The organism is Carboxylicivirga litoralis (genome assembly GCF_025499605.1).
GTDB classification, from domain to species: Bacteria; Bacteroidota; Bacteroidia; order Bacteroidales; family Marinilabiliaceae; genus Carboxylicivirga; species Carboxylicivirga litoralis.
Genome location: NZ_JAFMVC010000004.1, coordinates 311,148 through 331,386, shown reverse-complemented (window position 1 = coordinate 331,386; position 20,239 = coordinate 311,148). Strand labels below are relative to the sequence as shown.

Annotated in this window: 12 protein-coding genes; 4 read left to right on the top strand and 8 right to left on the bottom strand. The window is 38.8% G+C overall.

What is annotated here, in order from left to right; genetic code table 11:
• Positions 1-19: 19 nt before the first annotated feature.
• Entirely contained in the window at positions 20-4,150 is a 4,131-nt protein-coding gene (cas9, locus tag J1N10_RS06505) for a type II CRISPR RNA-guided endonuclease Cas9 (RefSeq protein WP_262325877.1), read from the bottom strand.
• Between the two features lie 326 nt (positions 4,151-4,476).
• On the opposite strand from cas9, the gene J1N10_RS06500 reads away from it, so the two are divergent.
• The gene (locus J1N10_RS06500) at positions 4,477-5,325 is read left to right on the top strand and encodes a restriction endonuclease (RefSeq protein WP_262325876.1); all 849 of its coding nucleotides are present in this window, start codon (positions 4,477-4,479) and stop codon (positions 5,323-5,325) included.
• Between the two features lie 48 nt (positions 5,326-5,373).
• Here J1N10_RS06500 and J1N10_RS06495 read toward each other — a convergent pair whose 3' ends face one another.
• The 7 genes from J1N10_RS06495 to J1N10_RS06465 all read right to left on the bottom strand — a co-directional run bounded on the left by J1N10_RS06495 (position 5,374) and on the right by J1N10_RS06465 (position 16,359).
• Positions 5,374-6,006, bottom strand: a complete 633-nt coding sequence (locus tag J1N10_RS06495) for a GNAT family N-acetyltransferase (RefSeq protein WP_262325875.1) — start codon at positions 6,004-6,006, stop codon at positions 5,374-5,376.
• Between the two features lie 197 nt (positions 6,007-6,203).
• Positions 6,204-7,379 carry an MFS transporter gene (locus J1N10_RS06490; protein ID WP_262325874.1) on the bottom strand — a complete coding sequence of 392 codons (1,176 nt, stop codon included), beginning with the start codon at positions 7,377-7,379 and terminating at the stop codon, positions 6,204-6,206.
• A 70-nt stretch (positions 7,380-7,449) separates the two neighbouring features.
• Positions 7,450-8,739, bottom strand: coding sequence for an MFS transporter (locus J1N10_RS06485; RefSeq protein WP_262325873.1), 1,290 nt, complete (start codon positions 8,737-8,739; stop codon positions 7,450-7,452).
• A 172-nt stretch (positions 8,740-8,911) separates the two neighbouring features.
• Positions 8,912-10,612: an alpha-amylase family protein gene (locus J1N10_RS06480; RefSeq protein ID WP_262325872.1), complete on the bottom strand. Its 1,701-nt coding sequence runs from the start codon at positions 10,610-10,612 to the stop codon at positions 8,912-8,914.
• Position 10,613: 1 nt separating this feature from the next.
• On the bottom strand, positions 10,614-12,620 hold the full coding sequence (locus J1N10_RS06475) for an alpha amylase C-terminal domain-containing protein (RefSeq protein ID WP_262325871.1): 2,007 nt from the start codon (positions 12,618-12,620) through the stop codon (positions 10,614-10,616).
• Between the two features lie 159 nt (positions 12,621-12,779).
• The gene (locus tag J1N10_RS06470; RefSeq protein WP_262325870.1) at positions 12,780-13,277 is read right to left on the bottom strand and encodes a hypothetical protein; all 498 of its coding nucleotides are present in this window, start codon (positions 13,275-13,277) and stop codon (positions 12,780-12,782) included.
• A gap of 223 nt (positions 13,278-13,500) precedes the next feature.
• Positions 13,501-16,359, bottom strand: a complete 2,859-nt coding sequence (locus tag J1N10_RS06465) for a S9 family peptidase (protein WP_262325869.1) — start codon at positions 16,357-16,359, stop codon at positions 13,501-13,503.
• A gap of 228 nt (positions 16,360-16,587) precedes the next feature.
• On the opposite strand from J1N10_RS06465, the gene J1N10_RS06460 reads away from it, so the two are divergent.
• The 3 genes from J1N10_RS06460 (at position 16,588) to J1N10_RS06450 (ending at position 19,976) form a co-directional block, all read left to right on the top strand.
• Positions 16,588-18,528: a tetratricopeptide repeat-containing sensor histidine kinase gene (locus J1N10_RS06460; protein ID WP_262325868.1), complete on the top strand. Its 1,941-nt coding sequence runs from the start codon at positions 16,588-16,590 to the stop codon at positions 18,526-18,528.
• A 2-nt stretch (positions 18,529-18,530) separates the two neighbouring features.
• Positions 18,531-19,280: a LytR/AlgR family response regulator transcription factor gene (locus J1N10_RS06455; RefSeq protein WP_262325867.1), complete on the top strand. Its 750-nt coding sequence runs from the start codon at positions 18,531-18,533 to the stop codon at positions 19,278-19,280.
• Positions 19,281-19,412: 132 nt separating this feature from the next.
• Positions 19,413-19,976 carry a porin family protein gene (locus J1N10_RS06450; RefSeq protein ID WP_262325866.1) on the top strand — a complete coding sequence of 188 codons (564 nt, stop codon included), beginning with the start codon at positions 19,413-19,415 and terminating at the stop codon, positions 19,974-19,976.
• Positions 19,977-20,239: the final 263 nt, after the last annotated feature.

Genomic DNA, 20,239 nt, shown 5'->3' with positions numbered 1-20,239 from the left:
CGAAACCGCTAAAAATATGCTATTCACCTACATGAACTATTTTTCCTAAATGATTGGTTCTGACTTTAATAATCTTCGAAAGTGGTTCTAAACTTTTTATTTGATGGTAAGTTATACCCTTCATTACTTTATTCTCGGTCGCTATTGTCTCTAAATGATGCTTAAATTTAAAGTCTCTTATTGTATTATTACCATACCTAACAACAGATAGTGTTTGCACCCTAAACAAATTAGGACTTATCAAACAATAGTTATCCGTATTTAACAAGTCCACCTCATTAGGATTAAAGTCATCCGATGGAAAAACAAACATCTCGTTTTGTTTCATGGTAAACAGAAACGACCAACCTTTTTCATGTTCCGTTTTTATAATGGGAACACCTGCATTAACCCGAGCGACAGCCTCGTAAAACGAAACTACTTCTTCCTGTAGATTCCCTTTTTCATCTTTGTAAATAGCGACATGATGGTTGTTACCGGTATTAACAAAGTCAACCGGCACATTTTGACCATTATCATCAGTAATTGGCTTTCCTAAATGGTCGCTTTTTACATGTAACGCTTCTGCATTATTAATACCTGAAATAGTTACCCTCTTTATAGCAATACCTTTTTCTTTGTTTAACCAGATTGGGTTCTTATCTAGATTTGAAAAGGCTTCTTTTGTATTTCCTCCAAATGCCTCAAGTCTTTTCTTCAATAAATTCTGAATTCCCTTGTCGATTACTTTATCAATTTTTAAATCAGGAGTAATATCTTTTCTGATTGTATATTGCTTATCAAGCCATACCAGCTTTACTTTTTCGGGCACCTTGGTATTGTTAGCACATACAACCGGATTCTTTTTAAGACTGTTCTTACCTCCAAAAGCTTTCTTGGGGTCATTGCCATTTCCCGCCAACCTTTTCAACAAAGCTTCACGATAGATTTTATTGGCAACCATTGCAATAGTATCAGCATCAAACTTAGTACCTACAGCCACTTCTTTTGTTTGGTATTTAAGTGATTTACCGTAAACAGTTTCCAGATGTAACTGCCCACGGGGAGTCAATGCAGTTTGTACAATATCACTACCTTTTATTTTATTTTTATTTCGGGTAACCACCTTGTTTTTGGCCTTATGCGAAATAAGAATATTGTTTAAATGCTCCCTGGCTTGGGTTCTGAAGTGAGGCATCGGCAAATTAAACTTCTTTTTCCCATTCTCATCACGGCAAAGCTCTTTTTTCTCAATGGCTATAATATTACCATGCTTTTTATGATGTTCGTTTTTTCGAGCATGTAAATTATTCAAATATTGAATATGATTGTGCTTAGTAAAGGCAACCGTTAAAGCATCCATAGCATGATGCCGATGGTCGTTACGCTTAGTCCAGTCTTTAATGCGCTCTATCTTTTTACCATCTCTGTTTTCATGAACCTCTGTTAATCCTAATGCTTTGTATTTATCGAGATTCAATTCTTTCATGGTATTTATCAATCCCCAATCTTCTCGTAAGGTATCGGTAATACTACCTGTTGTTGAAACTACCGTACGACACAGCTCCTGCAACATTTCTTTTGCTTTCTTTGCTATGTACTGGCTTTCCCGTAGATCACGTTCAATAAAGCCTTCACCTATTTCATCACTTGTTTTTAAAAGCTTTTGATATTTTGCCTTACTTATCTCGTTTAGCTTATATAAATTATCCACCCTGTTTTTATAGTTTTCCAAAGCCGCTTCTCCAAAATTATCCAATACAAAATCATAGGCTGTTTCATCACTCTTATCGATATTAGCTTGACGGAATTCAAGCGTTTTATTAGAAAAACTATCGTCGTACAATCGTGCTTTAGGGATTATATGCTCTATATCTATTTCTTTTGAAAAGAGCTTTTCGGGCGAAATATACTGATTGGTATAAAGCGTTTTAAAACCTTGGCTTTTTAGCTCCTGATATAGCCTGTACCTGATAATATCATTTCGGGTAGGATTGGCTATACTAAATTCATTCTGCAACTTCTTTCTTATAGACTCATGCTCAATTTTAGCTTTATTGATATTTTGAGTCATCTCGGCTCTTTCCTTGGCATTTTTCTTTAATTCCCTTGCCAGTTCAATTCTTATTTCATCTGGTTTGCCCAATTCTTCGTCATCAATAATGGCATTGATAACATTAACCATTTGATTCAATATCTTTTCCACAACAGGATTACGCAGCGAGTTTTTAGGTAGCAACTCCAATCTATCTTTCAGCTTACGCTGTTCGTTCTCGTCTTTGGTTAACGATTTAGAGTGATTATACCCCGACAAGGCACAAGCTTCGCTATAATTGTTTTCTTTTATATAAGGGAATATTTTGCGAATAGATTTGGTAGACAGGCTTCCATAGTCGTCTTGTAAATCTATATTAATCAGATATTGGGCATGTTCCTTTTTAAACCCGAATTTCTCTTCTAACTTTTTGTACAAAGAATCATTCCCAGTATTGGAATTATCTCCTTCGTAGGAATATAACAAATGCCAAAGTTGATAAAATGGTTGATTCACAAATACTTTCCCATCCAACTCAGCGTTAAAACTTAGTATTTCGGTTCTTATACCTAATGACGAAAAAATAGAAAACACTACATTTTTTATTTCTGACGCACTTAATTTATTAAAATCGAGAGTATCATTTCCTTCGTGACGTAAAATAGACTGGTACGTTTCGTAAAATGCCTGATTGGTTTTATTACCCTCAAGCATTCTATAATTTAAATCCCACTTTTTAGGGTTATCAGTTATTAAGTCAAGCGCTTGAGCCTTTGACAAACCACCCCTAATATTAAGCTCATCAAAAAGAAGTTGTTTTTGCTCTTGATTTAGGTTTAGTATCTCTTTGGTTTCTTTATTTTTTGCTTCAACATTGGCGAGAATCTGCCATATTTTAAACTCCTGAAACAAAGGAGATGATTTGGGTGCAACACGCATCCCTATCGTTTTAACTTTCTTCTTTCCTTCAATTTCAACCTCAATCTGTTTACTTTCAAACTCACAGAAACTAATCAAGCCTTTTTGGGACTTTAACCTACGCTGATAAAAAATAATCGTATCTCTAATATCAGATTTTAACGTTTCTGTTAATTCAGAATGAAATTGTTTCTGCGTTTCCCAAATTCTTTCAAATTCATCTAAATAATCCTGACGATAAAACACCTGACTTTTCAATCGTGTATGAGGATTTTGTTGTATCTGGTGAAATAAGTTCTGTCCAACCGTTTCTTTATTAAAATACAGTTCCTTACTACGATCGCTGATGGCTCCCAAATAACCACTCGATTTATTCAAATCGTTATTGATTTCTGTTAGTACATAAGCCACTTCACTTAATTCTAACCTGTTATTCACCGCCTGACTTCTCCAAGTATACGCAGTAAATTTCTTACCTTCTCGCGTTCCCTTATTATCTGCTGTATAAATATTTTTTATGGCCAAGAATCTCTTACGTGTATTTTGCATCCCTTGACCTTCTATAGCCTTATAAAGCTCATTGCTTAATACTTCAGGATAATGCTCTTTTTGAAAATTCCATATTTCATCAAACTCAGCCTTTAAATCGGAACGATAAAAATCAGGCATTACTTTTTTACCCTTTTGCAACAGTCCCAGGCAAAACTGTCCCGGCGTCTGCCTATTTTCATAAAGCTGCATAGCCACCTCCATACCATCAATCACAGCACCTTCATCCTCACTTTTGGCTTTACGACTACTCTTATATCCTCTTTTTTTATTGATTGCCAATAAAACCCTTGCTAACTCTTCTTTCTCGATTCTTTCAGTAGCCGCCTTTGCTCTTAACTCTAAAGTTTGATGAGTAGTAAACCTTCCATACTCTGTTAGAATGGTATCTTCATTTATCAGTCTCGCATCAGTCAATAACTTAATCAACTCATCCCTTCTTTGCTGGTATCTATCCAAATTCCTACGAGCCCCACGCTTTAAAGTTCTGTCTGCATTAACCGTAACACTCTTCCCTTTCTCAAAATCTTGCTGTTCATCTGTAGTAAGTGGGTTTACTCTGACGCCTAACCTAATTATTTTCGATTCCTCATTTTTGTTTTCTGCTTCGTTAACAAAGGCCCACCCAATAGATGTGGTACCCAGATCTAAACCTAATATTTTCTTCATTACTTATATACATTTAGAGTTAGTCGCAATAATTATTATGACTAATGTAATAAAACTTAAGCAATTATTTAGGCAAATATGGTATTGAATTATTGTAAGGCCATATTTGGATAAGAAAATTGTAACAACTACATTTGAGATACAATTTGAAGCAATTCACAATAAGGATTATTCCGTTGTGAAAACATTTAAAGCGGCCTTAACGGGTCGCTTTTGTTTGTTATGTAGACCACACCTTTCAACTTTTAAACTTCTCAACTTACAATTCACCAATCCAACAGTTTATCGATTTAACATTTTCTCTATCTTTACTCAAAACTCACAGCATGCACACTAAGTCACTTTCCAATTACCTTATACAAAAAGCTTCGGGCGAGCAGGTTTATTTCGAAGGGCATAAGCTGGTGGATTCATTGGTGCGTTCGGGTGCCAGCGAGCCTCTGGCCAAACAGATTTTACAAGCTATCAGCCTGGAATTGCACGATGGCATGTTGACAAGAGATATTTATACCAAAGCTTACCGCATGCTGCAAAAGCAGGAGCGAAAAACAGCCGTTAACTACCGTTTAAAACAAGCTGTATTGCAACTGGGGCCGTCGGGTTATCCTTTTGAGCAGTTTGTGGGCGAGTTGTTTAAAGCCCGCGGTTTCAAGGTTGAAGTGGGCAAACTGGTCAATGGCTATAGTGTAAGGCATGAAATTGATGTGGTGGCCACCACTGAGCACAAGCATATTTTTGTTGAGTGTAAATTTCATAATTACCAGGGAACCAAAACCAATGTTAAAGTGCCCATGTACATTCGCTCTCGCTTTGATGATTTAAACCGCGTCCGTCATTTTGACGAGCAATTGAAAAACACCAATACGCAAGGCTGGATCATTACCAACACTCGCTTTACAGAAGATGCCATTAAGTTTGGCCGCGATTATGGTTTAACACTTCTGGGCTGGGATTATCCTGAAAAAGGGAACCTTAAAGACTGGATTGAACTGGAAAACCTCCACCCTATTACCTGCCTGTCAACCATCACCCGTAAGGAGAAAACAGCATTGTTAACCAAAGGTATTGTCATGTGCCACGATTTATACAATAAACTCAACAATAGGGTGACTCTACCCATTAAACCACGCAACCAGCGAGCATGCAAAAGAGAGTTGAGAGATTTTATTGAATAAAATCAGAGTTGAGTTAGACATATCATATCAACTTATCAACGGTTCAAATTACAACTTCAGTTCAAACTGTCCTCCAACTTTTTCAAATCCTACTCTCTGCAAATATTTAATGTGCATTTCGTTGTTTGAATGTGCATTCAATTGAGTTAGGCCTTTATCTACCATCAGCTGTCTGAATTTCTTTAGAAGGTATTTACCGGTTTTATAATCGCGATACTGCGGGGTGACATAATCCAATAACACTTCTGCTGTTCCGTTTTTATTATCCGACAACAACATAACACCGGCTACATTCATATCGCGCACCGCCATAAGTATTTGCGACGATTCAGCCTGCTCTGTTTTAAAATCCGGAAAGAACCGTTGAATATCCTTTTTATGATAATTTAGAAACAAATGTAAGTATCCATCGGGCTTTTCGGACCAGATGCCTTCAAATACTTCTTTTTTAAACAGAAGCGAACGCAAATAGTAAATATTGAACAAACAAATAACAAAGTTCATAATACCAACGGGCAATGCTCCTATGTAAAAACCATAAAACGAGAATATGGCTGACCCAATCAGGTTAAATATTCGCAGCTTAACAATGGATGAGAGGCTTAATGAAATCAGTACAATGGTTGAAGCAATATAGCCTATCCATTCGATAAGCGGTAATTCAAAATAGATGGTATTCATAAATTAGGTTTTAGCGCGTGGTGCCAACTGCACTGTGCTCAGTTAAAAAATGGGCAACGAATTTAGTAAAATAATTGGGTTTAGAAAGCCTATTATTTACGTATTTGCTTAATTGTTGATTTGGAAGGTTACCGATTATTACTCCCTATCCCCGCACTTGTTCTCTTTATTCTCAAATACAAAATACTACAACTCATTTATTTTCCATTCTTCTCCAATGAGCGCAGAAATAAGAAGATGCTGGAACCTGTGAGCATCATAAAAATGATACCAATAATAATAAAAGCCTGGGCTAAGGTTAAACGGTCGGTCATATACCCAAACAAAGGCGCTAGTATAGAAAAGTTGGCACGAATGATAAGGCTTCGTAAAGACAGTACTGTCGCCCGAATATCGGATGATGTAATGCGGTTGATATAATCCTTCAACACAGGTGTGGCAATGCCTCTTGAGAAATAAAAGAACACCAGCACTGGCAATACATATAACGAATGGAGCAAGCCAGCTGCTATAAAAGCACCGGTTATGACCAATGTCGTTCCCCACACGGTTGATTTAGGCCGTAGCTTTTGTTCTATTTTATAGGCAAATAAAGTGGTCATGCCTACAACCAGATTCAAGACCGTACTGGCCGAACCAATATGAATCTCACGAAAACCAATTTCCTTTAAATAAAGCGGATAAACCCAGGCCATGGTGAGTGTGGCCGAACCAATGATGGACGAATAGATGATATTATACCGTAAGCTCTTATTCTCAATCATGGCATATTTCACCACATTCCAAATATCTTTCCAGGTGGCTTTTTGTGTGCGCGTATAGAGCTGTGGTTCTACCAGCATAAAAGCGGCCGGCACAGCAATAAAAGCGATTCCTGTTTGAAAAAAGAAAGGGGTGCGTAAACTGATTTCGGCTAATGCTCCTCCCATAAAACCGGCGATAGCTTCACTAAAGTTACCAACAGAGAAATTACGCCCTTCGTATTTCAGGTAATCGTTTTCGCGTCCATCGGCCTTTAAACTGTCGTATAACAAGGCTGAATCGGCTCCACTAATAAAACTTTGCCCAACGCCCAGAATCAGCTCAGCAGCTAAAAAAGCGTAGAAACCTGAAGTGAAAGAGTAAATAGCAAAACCCAAAGTGCCCAATATACTTCCGATGATTAAAGTACGTTTTCGCCCCAGCACATCAGCCGCATAACCCGACGGAATTTCAAATACAACAATGGCAATACTGTAAATGGCTTTTAGCTGAAACGACTCCTCAACGGTAAAACCTAAATCCTGGAAAAAAAGCAGCAGGATAGGCATGGTTAGCATAAACCATTTGGCTATTTTAATCAGGTAAAGCTTTGTAATATTGCCAGCGTACATATTTAATGGTTAATTGTAAATGATTAATGGTCAATTTATCTTGCGTCTTGAATCTTATATCTTCCGTCCCCTATCCTTTCGCATTTACTTTTATTTTCTTCTCCGAATAGATCATTAATAGTATAGCGAATATCAACAACACAATACCAACAGCATAGGTAACACTGAACCCGTACCATTCATAAAGTTTAATGCCGATGATTGGCGCAAACAAGGCTCTGAAACCTGTTAAAAACAAATGGACTGATTGGTAATCGGCCGCCTCGTGTGGCTTACAAAAATAGCTACTGCCAATACCCCACAAAATAGGCATACTTCCCATAAACACGCCGTTAAAGAATAGGGCCACCAAAAACAGGTAGTAAATCTTATAGTTCCACACCTCAAAGTAATAGGGAAAATACTCGGTTAAGGCCGTAAACACGATAAAAAGCATCAAGGAGCCAAACGTTAATATACCAAAACGGCGCGGGTCACGGCTACCTATCAGCTTGCCAAATAACGGCAATAACACAATCGCCACCAGGTTAAACAAAATGTTATAAAAGGCTACCGTTGGATAGTTAACATCCAGTGCTTCTTTATAGAAAATGGTTACCACCGCATGCGTACTCATCCAGGCAAAACCATAGAGGATAAAACCTATCTCTAAATGACGGAAGGGTTTGTTATTTCTCAGTATCTCCAAAATTCGCCTGAACGAATCGCCCACTGCATGCCAGATAGGTTTGGTGATCGTCTCAGCTTTTTGAATAAATTCAATCTTTGTGAGCTGGTAAACAGATATCACACCTAAGACCCCCACGACCGGGTAGAAAAGCTTGTATGAATTAGGATTAAGGTGCAGCAACTCACCCACTAAAAAGGTAGATAATAGCACGCACACTTTATTGAAGGTGGTGGCATAGCCAAAGAGTTTTCCAAACAACTCGTGCCGGTAATTGCCTTTCAAGTATTGATTGATTGAAGGCACCACGGCTATCTTAGAGGTGTGAAATAGTAAAAAGACGGTTAAAAAAATCAGGTGATAAATGGGCTCTAAGCCGTTCTCTCCGGTAACATTGGGGAAGAAGGCGAAACCAACCAGTGGAAGGCGCGTGATAATGCCGGTTATGCGTAAAAAGCGTTGACGATTCGAAAAACGACGCATCACTTCATTGGCCAGCATGGCAAACAAAAACACCACCATGCTAAACTGAAATAAAAAGGCCAACTGCACATTAGAACCTTTCAGCGATTTAATAAAGATAAACTCATTCAGAATCAATGCACCACTGGCAATCCCATCAATACTGCTGTAAAACAAATGCAAGCGTAAAGTGCGCGCTTCATTGCCAGTGAGTCCTTTAAATAGCTTCATAGCGCGCAAAGATACATTGATTTTGGGGATTTGAAGAATTTAAAAAATCCGATGCTCGGAGTCCGGTGAGGGTTTACTGTTTGGGGTTCTGGGTTTGGGGTTCAAGGTTCAAAACCCGAAACCAGAAACCGGTAACTCAAAACTGGAAACCGAAACTCTAAACTACTAGCATCTAATACTCCATCTCCAGCACCAGGTAGTCCAATCCCGGTATAATAAGCTCGACACCAGTACTGATTATCTCTTCGCTCCCGGCCGTCACATTCCTGGCACTATTCAAGTCTTTAAAGTCAATTTTTACCGGACGAGGAATACCCAATGTTTCTAATGCATGGGCAGGAAATTGCACAGAAGCCTTTTGTTCTGCAGTGTCAAAATTAGCTACAATCAATAGTTTTTGCTGCTTGCTATAACGCAAAAATGCATACAGTTTATCCGAATTAAACGCATCATTATCTGAATTATGCCACATTACATCATAGAATAAGCCTTCTGTAATGGCCGATTCTGCACACAACATATTAATATTAATATATTCCTGTCGCAATAGGCGCTGGTTCGCCGATAATAAAGCCCCATCAAACAAACCATTATTCATCCATTTCTGATGCTCGGGCATATGCCAATAATCAAAAATGGTGGTTCTGCCATCGTCACCACTATACCCTGTTGGCCCCTCGCCTATCTCACCCACTTCCTGACCGTTATAAATCATCAATGGTCCCTGGTGCATAAAGGCAGATACGGCCATACCCGGTATTGCCCGCTGTGGATCGCCCGCAATAAACCGCGATGCCAGCCGCTGCTCATCATGGTTCTCCAAAAAGCGCAACATATTCCTGTCTAATCCGTCTAATTGCTGCCAGCATTCTGAAATATCTTTTGCAGAACGATGGCCTCTTATTACCCCTACCAATGTATCGTAGAGGCCAACCTTATCATATAAGTAATCAAACTTCCCTTGTCGAATGTAAGCGCTGTACAACTTCGGATTGTATACTTCACCAATAAAAATCAACCACGGAAAGGCGTGTTTAATTTGTGGTATGACCCAATTCCAGAATTCAACCGGCACCATCTCTACCATGTCACAGCGGAAACCATCAACACCTTTTCCTGCCCAATAGTGCAAAACATGTTTCATCTTCAACCAGGTATCAGGAATGGGCTCAAAATATTTTTTGCCTCCCGCTGAATAGTCTATACCGTAGTTAAGCTTTACGGTCTCGTACCAATCGTTGATACCGGGAGAAGAGGTAAACTGATCGTTACCGGTTGCTCTAGCCACTTTTTCCTCATACGTCACACCAGGGAAACGGCTTTTTATCTCATCGGACAATTGCAGGGATTTACCTGGCAGGTAATAGAAATTATTTTTCACATCAAACAATTTTGATGTATCATCATCAACACCAAAATCGTTCAGTTCTTCCGGTTTGGCGTCTGAAGCATACTCTCGCGCCAGGTGATTGGGCACAAAATCAATTATTACTTTTAAACCTGTTTTATGCGTGCGGTCAATTAAAGCCTCAAATTCATCCATACGGGTAGCGACATCTTCGGCCAAATCAGGATCAACATCGTAATAGTCTTTTATGGCATAGGGCGAACCCGCTTTCCCTTTTATTACCAGCGGATTACCAGACGGGATACTATTTTCCGGATAGCCTTCAACGACAGCATGTTCAATCACACCGGTATACCACAGGTGCGTAATGCCCATTTTTTTTAGTTCACGCAAGCCCGAGTTGTTAATATCGATAAACTTACCGCTTCCATTCTCACTTCTACTTCCATCAACCTTCATTTGGGTTGTTTTATTCCCAAATAATCGCGGAAAAAGCTGATACACTATTACTTTTTGACTTTGCATATTAAAATAAGCTTTTGGGTGGTGTATGTTTTAGAACAAGCGCTGTTCGGTTCGGCAAATACAAATGCACACGATGCCTGCTCGACATTTGTGCTTCGGGTCGTGTGTAATAATCAATACTTTCATCAACCCGATTGAAACCACCAAAAGCAGCATCATCAGAGTTGAGAATAATATTGTATTTACCAGCTGCAGCAGGTATTCCATAAAAAGTAAACGACTCTGTTGGGTTTAGGTTGAATACAAATAGTAGGTTCTTTCGACGTATGGCGAGTACCTGATCTCCATCATTTGCTTCCAAACAATCAATATGAGCTTCGTTAATAAACTGCTCATGGTGCTGCAAGGCAATCATGGCTTTATCAAATGCATCAAGCAATACAAATCGCAACTCCGGGTTATCGACCAAACTCCACTGGCGACGGGCATATTTGTAGGACCAGTTGTTGCCCTCACGCGGAAAGTCGATCCACTCGGGATGGCCAAATTCATTGCCCATGAAATTAAGGTAACCATTGCCGGCACAGCAAAATGTTAATAAACGAATGATTTTATGCAGTGCAATACCTCTATCGATGGACAAGCTTGTATCGTTTTTGCTCATGGCCCAATACATGTCTGCACCTACCAGTCGGAATATGATCGTTTGATCACCCACTAAAGCCTGGTCGTGCGACTCAGCATAACTAATGGTTTTCTCTTCAGTCCGTTTGTTCGATAATTCGTAGAAAATATGGCCTACTGACCATTCTTCATCTTTTTGCTCTTTAATCAGCTTAATCCAGAAGTCAGGAGTTCCCATGGCCAGGCGGTAATCAAAACCTATTCCTCCTTGTTCGATTGGAGTTGCCAGCCCCGGATAACCACTCATCTCTTCGGCTATGCTAATGCTGTTTTGATTACATTGCTTCATTAGCTTATTGGCCAGCAGTAAATAAGTCAAAGCATCTTCATCCTGACCACCATCAAAATATTGCTTATAATCGGTAAAACTGCGCTCCAGGCCGTGGTCGAGGTACAACATACTGGTGACTCCATCGAAACGATAGCCATCGAAATGAAATTCCTCCAGCCAATATTTGACATTGGACAACAACAGGTGTAAAACTTCATGTTTGGCATAGTTATAACACAACGAATCCCATGCCACATGCTCTCTACGTTCATTATCATGAAAAAACTGGTAGGGCGAACCATCGAACAAGCCGATGCCTTCCAACTCGTTTTTAACCGCGTGCGAATGCACAATATCCATTATCACAGCTATGCCCATACCATGAGCCGTATCAATCAATTCTTTTAATTCATCGGGCGTACCAAAGCGTGATGAGGGAGCAAACAAACTGGATACATGATAACCAAAAGAACCATAGTAAGGATGCTCCTGTATGGCCATCAACTGAATGGTATTATAACCTGCTTTTTTAACACGAGGTAAAGTCTCTGCAGTAAATTCGTTGTACGTTCCAACACCCTCTTTTTCGGTGGCCATACCAATATGTGCCTCATAAATAAGTGGTACTTCTACCTTTTTTCGCTGGTTATCGTTCTTCCATTCATAGGGCTTATCCGGATTCCATAGTTGTGCTGTAAACAATTTAGTTGTTTCGTCCTGCTTTAATCGCGTAGCCCAAACCGGAATACGTTCTCCACTGCCATTGGGCCAAACGACCTTTAACTTGTATAGCATTTGATGTGAGATAACACCTTTGCCAACATGTAATTCAAATACATCGTTTTCGATCCTATTAAACAGGAAAGATTCATCTTCTTCCCAATTGGAAAAATCTCCAATCAGATAAATAGCGGAAGCATGTGGAGCCCATTCGCGAATTACCCAACCATCAGCATCGAGATGCAAACCAAAATACTGATAACCATTGGCAAAGTCATACAAAGAAGTATCGATCAGTTTATCTTCTTTTTCTAAAGCAGCTTTAACTCGGTTATCTATTGTGGCTCTATACGGTTCAAGAAAGGCATCAATTTTAGCGATATGATTTGGCATAAGCATATTAATTCAAAGGATTTGAATTGCTGAAAGGGTATGATAAATATACGATTAATATTAATTGGTTTCAGAGCTTTTGTGTTAAAGAATTTTGAATAAAAAGAAAAGCCCTCATCAAACCAATGATGAGGGCCTTAACTTTAATATTATATCACCCTAAAAGTGGAAATACAACGAAAAAGATAAGTTTGTTGCATCTAATCCCAGAAACGAGGTACTAATATCTTCTAAAGCATCACTATCATAGTTTCTACTATAGAAAGATAATAACGGAGTAGCCGCTGCTAATGACCATTTTGGAGTAAACCAATACTGCACTCCAGGCCTCACTTGTATTTGAAACATGCTATAATCATCATTTCCACCAAATGCTACAGCTCCATCTGCAAAGAATTTAAAATTATCTGTTATACCCATGTAATAGCGGAAATAGGGTTCAACCATCCAATCATCATCTGTTAGGATTAAATTAGCTCCAAGTCCCATATTTTCATTAAACATCATTCCCCATTGCGGGCTTAGGTTCCAACCATCAGCATCACCACCATTTAAACCAAAACCACCACCAATCCACATTCCTTTGCTTTCTTTTTCTTGAGCTCCGGCAATCACTACAACCATTGCCATCATCATAATCATTAAAACTTTTCTCATAACTTATACTTTTCTTGGTCAATTAATAGGTTCGTTATTTGTCTTTTGTTCCGTTGAGCAAAATTCACTGCAATTTATGTGAAAAAAAACCTATTAGTCAACAGTAAAAATTAATTGTTCATTATCAAAGCATGAAATATTCACTTTGAATTATTGTCTAATCAAAAAAAAAGCGCCGTAATGCTATCATTACGGCGCTTGATTTATTTAACTTCAAATCTGATTATTCCACTAAATCGTACCCTAAATCTTTTCCTTTCTTAACAGCTGGCACACCATCGTGCATCCACACTGGCATTGGCTCTCCTTTAAGGTAGTGATTAAAGAACTGCATCATACGAATGCTTAAATCCTTAGAATTAGCTCTTCGCGTCAGGTTGTGTTCTTCATCGTTATACACCAACATCCAAACTGGTTTTTCCAAACGACGAAGGGCCATGTAATACTCAATACCCTGATACCAAGGCACCGCACCATCATTATCGTTATGCATCATTAGCAGAGGTGTTTCCACCTGAGGAGCAAAGAATACAGGTGAGTTTTCGATGTACTTACTGGTTTTATCCCATAAAGTACCTCCAATACGGCTTTGAGTTCTTTCGTACTGAAACTGTCGGCTCATACCTGTTCCCCAGCGAATACCGCCATAGGCACTGGTCATGTTACTAACCGGGGCTCCAGCCATTCCGGCTTTAAACAGGTTGGTACGCGTTACCAAATAAGCTACCTGGTAGCCACCCCAGCTTTGTCCCTGGATACCCATGTTTTCACGGTCTATAAATTCGTAACGATCGGCCATGGCCAAACAACCACTTACAATGGCTTCATAAGCGCACAAACCAGGATCACCATCGCGGTAGAAGATATCCGGCACAAAAATAACGTATCCATTAGAAGCATAGAAATTCCAGTTAACCGTTGAACGACTTGGAGCTGGTGAGCGATAGCCGTGCAGGTTATCAGAATAGCGCTCGTAGAAATACGATACCATCGGATATTTCTTATTAGGATCCATATTTTCAGGTGTGATCAATAAGCCCTGGTGTTTCAATCCATCTGAAGCAATCCAGTCAACCAATTCAATATTACCCCAAATGTAGTCCTTCTGCTGTGGATTGGTATTACTAATTACTTTCGAATCGTTTAAGTTCCCACTACAAATGAGCAACTCCGGATATTGAGTGTAGGTTGACTTGCGCCATGCCATCACATCGGCATTTTTAGCTTTAATTGGAGCATAAACACGGTAATCACCCATCATGATTTCTGTAATGGTATTACCTGACAAATAGGAGAAACCAGCTTGTTTGTTGACATCGTTAAAAGTCTCCAATAGTAATTTTGAACCTAAGTCGATGTACTTTTCTTCTTTATCCAACTTTACATAGCGATACTCGGTGGTATTTTTTCTGCCTTCACCGTTTGTCAGGCATACAGCGTTGGCCTTTCCTGTTAAATCTAACTTCCATAAATCGTAACGGTCGGCAACAATTACAAATTTACCATCAGCAGAAAATCCTTCAATACCATAGGCATTAGCTTCATTTGGCGTATCATGCAATTCATCGGCAAAAACTACATTGGTTCCTTTAGAAATCAAGCGCTTAGTAGCTGTTTTGATATCAACAGAGTAATACGCATCCTCGGTCGGATTGTAGTAAACAGCCCATTGACCATTTTCAGATATTTCTACTTCACCAGACTGATCTTTTAGTAGCAACTTGCGCTCTCCGGTTGTCACATTAACCGTATAATAGTCGGTTGTCCAACGTCCCGAAAAAGTACGTGCCCAGCGATAAGGCGTATTATCTGTACCAATAGCAATATTGCCATTACCCTTTTCTAATAAGCGGATAGATTTCAAACTTTCACCGCCCAATTGTACCACACGCTTTTTCTTGATGTGATACACGCAATCGTAAGTTGGATCTTTCTCTCGCTTCAGATTTTTTTTCTGCATTGGCTGAATATCCAAATCTTTCCAGTTCCAGATATCAACGTGTGTTTTTTCATCAGTTGTTAAAGTATCTTTGGGTTCTTCAGCCGGACGCTTACCTGCTTCAAAAAACAAGCGCTCACCATTTTTAGAAAAGCTCAAACTTCCTTTTGTACGAGCCGACCATTCGGCAGGCATAGCAGCATGCATGGTATCAATAATCATTTGGGGCGCTTTCATCTTCAAACCCAAATGATACAAACGATAGACTTTTGTTTCAGCAGTATCAGGCGAAAAGAAGAAAGCACATTGCTGGCCATCGTAGGCAGTGGCAATTTTCTCAATCTTACCAATTTCTTTAAAAAGCGTATCAACAGTAAAGGTTGTTGGGTTAAATTTCAGCACCTTCGACACTTCAGTTGTATCGCCAACACTTTGCACTACATAAGCAGCCGAACCATCTTCGGCCAATACATAATGATTCACTTTTTCGAGATACAGACTATCCTTGCTTGAAGGACGGTAAAATACAAGCGGCTTGCCTTTCGACTTGAATGACTTTTTCTTCTTGTCTTTACCCTCTTTTTCCTTTTTCTCTTCCTTCTTCTCTTCTTCGGCCTCCTCTTCTACCTTTGTGGTATCTTTAGGCTCTTCTTTCTTTTTGGCTTCTTTTTCGAGCATATAAGCCAACCAGTCGCCACCTTTTTTAGGGGCACTCCATTTATTTATTCCCGCTATGGTAGTGATTTCTCCAGTGGTCAAATGGCGAATAAACAAACTATCCTTCGGCATTTTGTCCTTCTTCGTTTTCTTTAATTTTAAAGCACGAACTGAATCAGCCTGAGCCTCAACACGAAAAGCTAAAAACTGATTACTCTCAGAGAAAACAGGCGATTTACCACGTGGAATTGAATCCAGCTCTCCTGTCTTTACATTGTATAAGTATAGATAGCTATCGCCTTTTTGCGGTTTGATAACGTAAGATACAAACGCACCATCATTGGATATCGAATATCCCCTGTCAATTGATTTCCACCCGTCATAAACGGAAGCATCCAGTTTCTTTTTTTCATCGGCTACCGATGGGCTGATTATCAACCAACTCATCATTGCCATTAAGGTTATTTTCACTAATGATTTATACATGATAACGAATTATTTAAGGCTTTGAAGATAAGAAAAAAACACAGAGAAGTAAGAGGAAATACACTCCTGAATAATTCAATAAAACATTCGATTAATCAATGAATATATTGTAATCACAATCTGAAAGGCTTCGTTAATCAAATGTCTCAAATTAATAGATAATATGTATTTATTTTTACGAATAAGATTTGACAAATCTTGTAATCAAAGCACCCTAAAATGACTATTTTGAATCAACTAATTTTGCCAAGTCGGTTTTGGTATATTTTTTTGCCAGGTATTTTCATATTGTTTTGTGGTAACTCTGCTCCTGCCCAAACAAAAAGCAAATCAGAGCTGATTTGTGACACCATCCGATTAACACTTAACGAGGCTAGTAATGATACAGCCAAGCTGCATGCCGCTTTAACTAAAATAAGACGGTGCAGGCGAAAAATTGGCAATAACTACGAACCTTTTTTAGAAGATTTTATACTTAAAGCCAGCCATGCAGACTATCAGTATGGCTTAATGAAAGCCTATGATTTCCTGGGACTTCAGAAGCGATACAACGAGTCGTATGATGAAGCGATTATGCTCCACCAGCGCTCCTTGGAAATCGCCAAATTACTGGGTGACACTCTACAAATGTGCTACAACTATAACAACCTGGGACAAGCCTATCGCAAGCAGGATTTAAACATCCTGGCGTTGCCCTATTTCCATAAAGCACTAGCGATGCAGGAGCTTCTGGGCAACGACAAATCAGCTTCTTTTACACACAATACTTTAGGCGCCACTTATCTCGCTCAAAACGAACTTGACAAAGCCAGTTATCATCTTGAAAAATCAAACCAGATAGCAGAACGTCGAAATGACAAACGAACCATGGCCTTTAACTATGGTATGTTAGGTGAAATACAACTGATGAGAAATGAACCTGATGAAGCCTTACCTCTGTTCGAAAAAGCATTAATCATAAAAGAAGAACTTAACTACGATAAAGGCATTGCTGTCACCTTGCACCTGATGGCGCAGGCTTATTATCAAAAAGGAGATTACAAAAAAGCTGAATCAATATTTAACCAGGCCATTGCTATTCATAGGCGTTATAAAAATAAACGTTACTTGTCGCTTTGTTATGCTTACATAGGTAAAATTCAAATAGCTCAACAAAAATACTCTCAGGCCGAAAAATCCTTGACTAAAGCGAAGGATATGGCAAATGATGTTCACTCAATTGAGCAATTGGTACTCATCCATGAGGCGTTTACTCAGTTGTACAAAACAAGTGATAACTGGCCCCTGGCCTACACCCATCTCAAGGCAAGTAATGCGTGGAAAGACAGTTTGAATGCAGCTAAATACCAAAAACAAATTCAGAACCTTGAAATAGACTATCAGACGCAGCAAAAAGAGCAGCAAATTGAAATACTTTCATCGGCCAATGAAATAAAGACACAACGCATCCGTCTGGGCATTGCTATCATCGCCTTACTGTTAATAAGTCTGGCTTTTGTGTTTTACATGCTATCGGTACGCAAAAAAAACGCCCAACAACAAGAAGAGAAACTTCGTCAGCAGTTATTGAAATCACAGATGAATCCGCACTTTATTTTTAATGCGCTAGGCAGCATCCAAAACTACATGTACAGGAACAAACCCGAAACAGCAGCTCGTTACATGGGCAACTTTGCCAAACTAACACGCTCTATTCTTAACAATTCGAGCAATGATAAAATTACTTTGGATGAAGAAATTGAAACCCTGACGCACTACCTGGAATTAGAGCAAATGCGCATGAAAGACACTTTTCAATATCAAATAAACTTCTCTGAAGACCTGGAAACAGAATTGATACATGTTCCGCCCATGCTCCTTCAGCCATTTATTGAGAACTCCATCAAACACGGTATTAAAAACATGCATGAAGGGGCGCTAATAACCCTGTCATTCTCGGAAACAGATGACTTTATTTGTGCCAACATTGAAGATAATGGCATTGGCATCAATCAATCCGCTAATAGCAATAATAAACTACATAAATCGCTGGCTACTGAGATATTTAAGCAACGGATGGCAATAATTAAAAACAACTATCCGGCATTACCACAACCGGTTATTAAAGATTTAAGCGACGAAAACAAAAGTGGAACGCTGGTAACAGTTTACCTGCCAATATTAAATTAAGTATGATTAAAGCAGTTATAATAGACGATGATGCCCAAATGCGAGAGCTAAACGCCCGCTTGTTAAAAGATAACTTCCCACACGTAAACATTGTAGGTGAAGCAGATGGTGTTGAAGCTGGCATTCAACTCATTACTAATGAACAACCCAATCTTGTTTTGCTTGATATCGAAATTAAGGGTGGTACAGGTTTTAATGTTTTACAACAAGTAAAGCCATACAACTTTAAAGTTATTTTCATCACTGGATTTAATGACTTTGCCATTAAAGCTTTTAAGTTTAGTGCCATCGACTACATTCTTAAACCTGTTAACGAATTTGAGTTTACCCAAGCTATCGAGAGGGCTTTATCGCAAATAAACGCAGACGAAGCAGAACAACAATACGATACCTTTCTGGACCATTACGAAAAGAAAACACAAAGCAAAAAGATAGTTTTAAGAACAGCTGAAGCCATGCACCTGGTAGATATTGCCAGCATTATGTATTGCAAAAGTGACAACAGCTACACCACTTTTGAGCTAGAAGATGGCAACAGTATCATTGTTTCCAAGCCAATGAAAGAATACGCGGCTTTATTGGAAGAATACCATTTTGTGCGACCTCATCAGTCTTTTCTGGTCAACCTGCATTTTATTAAAAAAATTGATAAAAGTGACGGTGGTTTTGTAATTCTGAACAACAAAAAAGAAATTCCCGTTTCAGCACGACGTAAGCAGACATTGCTTAATTCACTTGAAAACATCCACTAACCCATGCATATTCCTGAATAAAGCAGACACTTTCAAAGCCATAGGCTACGCATTCAAATGCCAGTCTTAACGCAGCTTTCAGAACTTTAATTTTGAGCCATAATTAAACGTAATCTTTAAAATGAGTTCAAAATGAAACAATTATTCTTATTAATTGGCTTAGTTACAATGGTGTCGATAGCTTCGGCACAGGAATCAAAAATTATGGCAGGTGGTGGCCTTACTTATGCTACGGACATCGACAACATTGGTATCAACATTAAAGGCCTCTACATGATTAACGAAACCTGGGAGGCCGATGGTGGTTTCACCTATTTTTTCGAAAAAAACAATATGAACTACTCGGCGCTCGATTTCAACGGACACTATGTATTTATGAACAATGAAGGAACTTGCCTTTATGGTTTAGCCGGTATTAATATTACTTTCTACAAGTTCGATTATGGCAACGCTGTTAGCAGTGCTTATAATGAGTATGTCGATGAATACAGTGAATACGCTGAATACATTGGTTATGAAGGTTATTCTCCATTAGGCTTAACTGGAGAATCGAAAGGAAGCGAATTTGGCTTTAACATTGGAGCTGGTGGTCGTATGCCAATAAGCGATGCTTTATTTTTAACCGGAGAAGTTAAATACACATTAGGCGATTTGGATTACTTCAGCATTAATGCAGGAATTATGTACCAGTTCTAAACTATTCAATTTATAGTTGCAAGCCACTCCGAAATATCAGAGTGGCTTTTTTATGCTCCACTGATTATCTGCGACACTCAGTGGACAAAACTTTGCTTGCAAAGCAAGCCTCTTAGTTAGTTGTTATTTAATGCCCAATCTTAAAAAATAAACGGAAAATCCATTTGCTAATACTATTCTTACAGGAATCTCTTTTGTTATAAAAGAATATTACCATAATTATTAATGTATCCCTTTTTTACCAATGAATGCCATCTTTAATT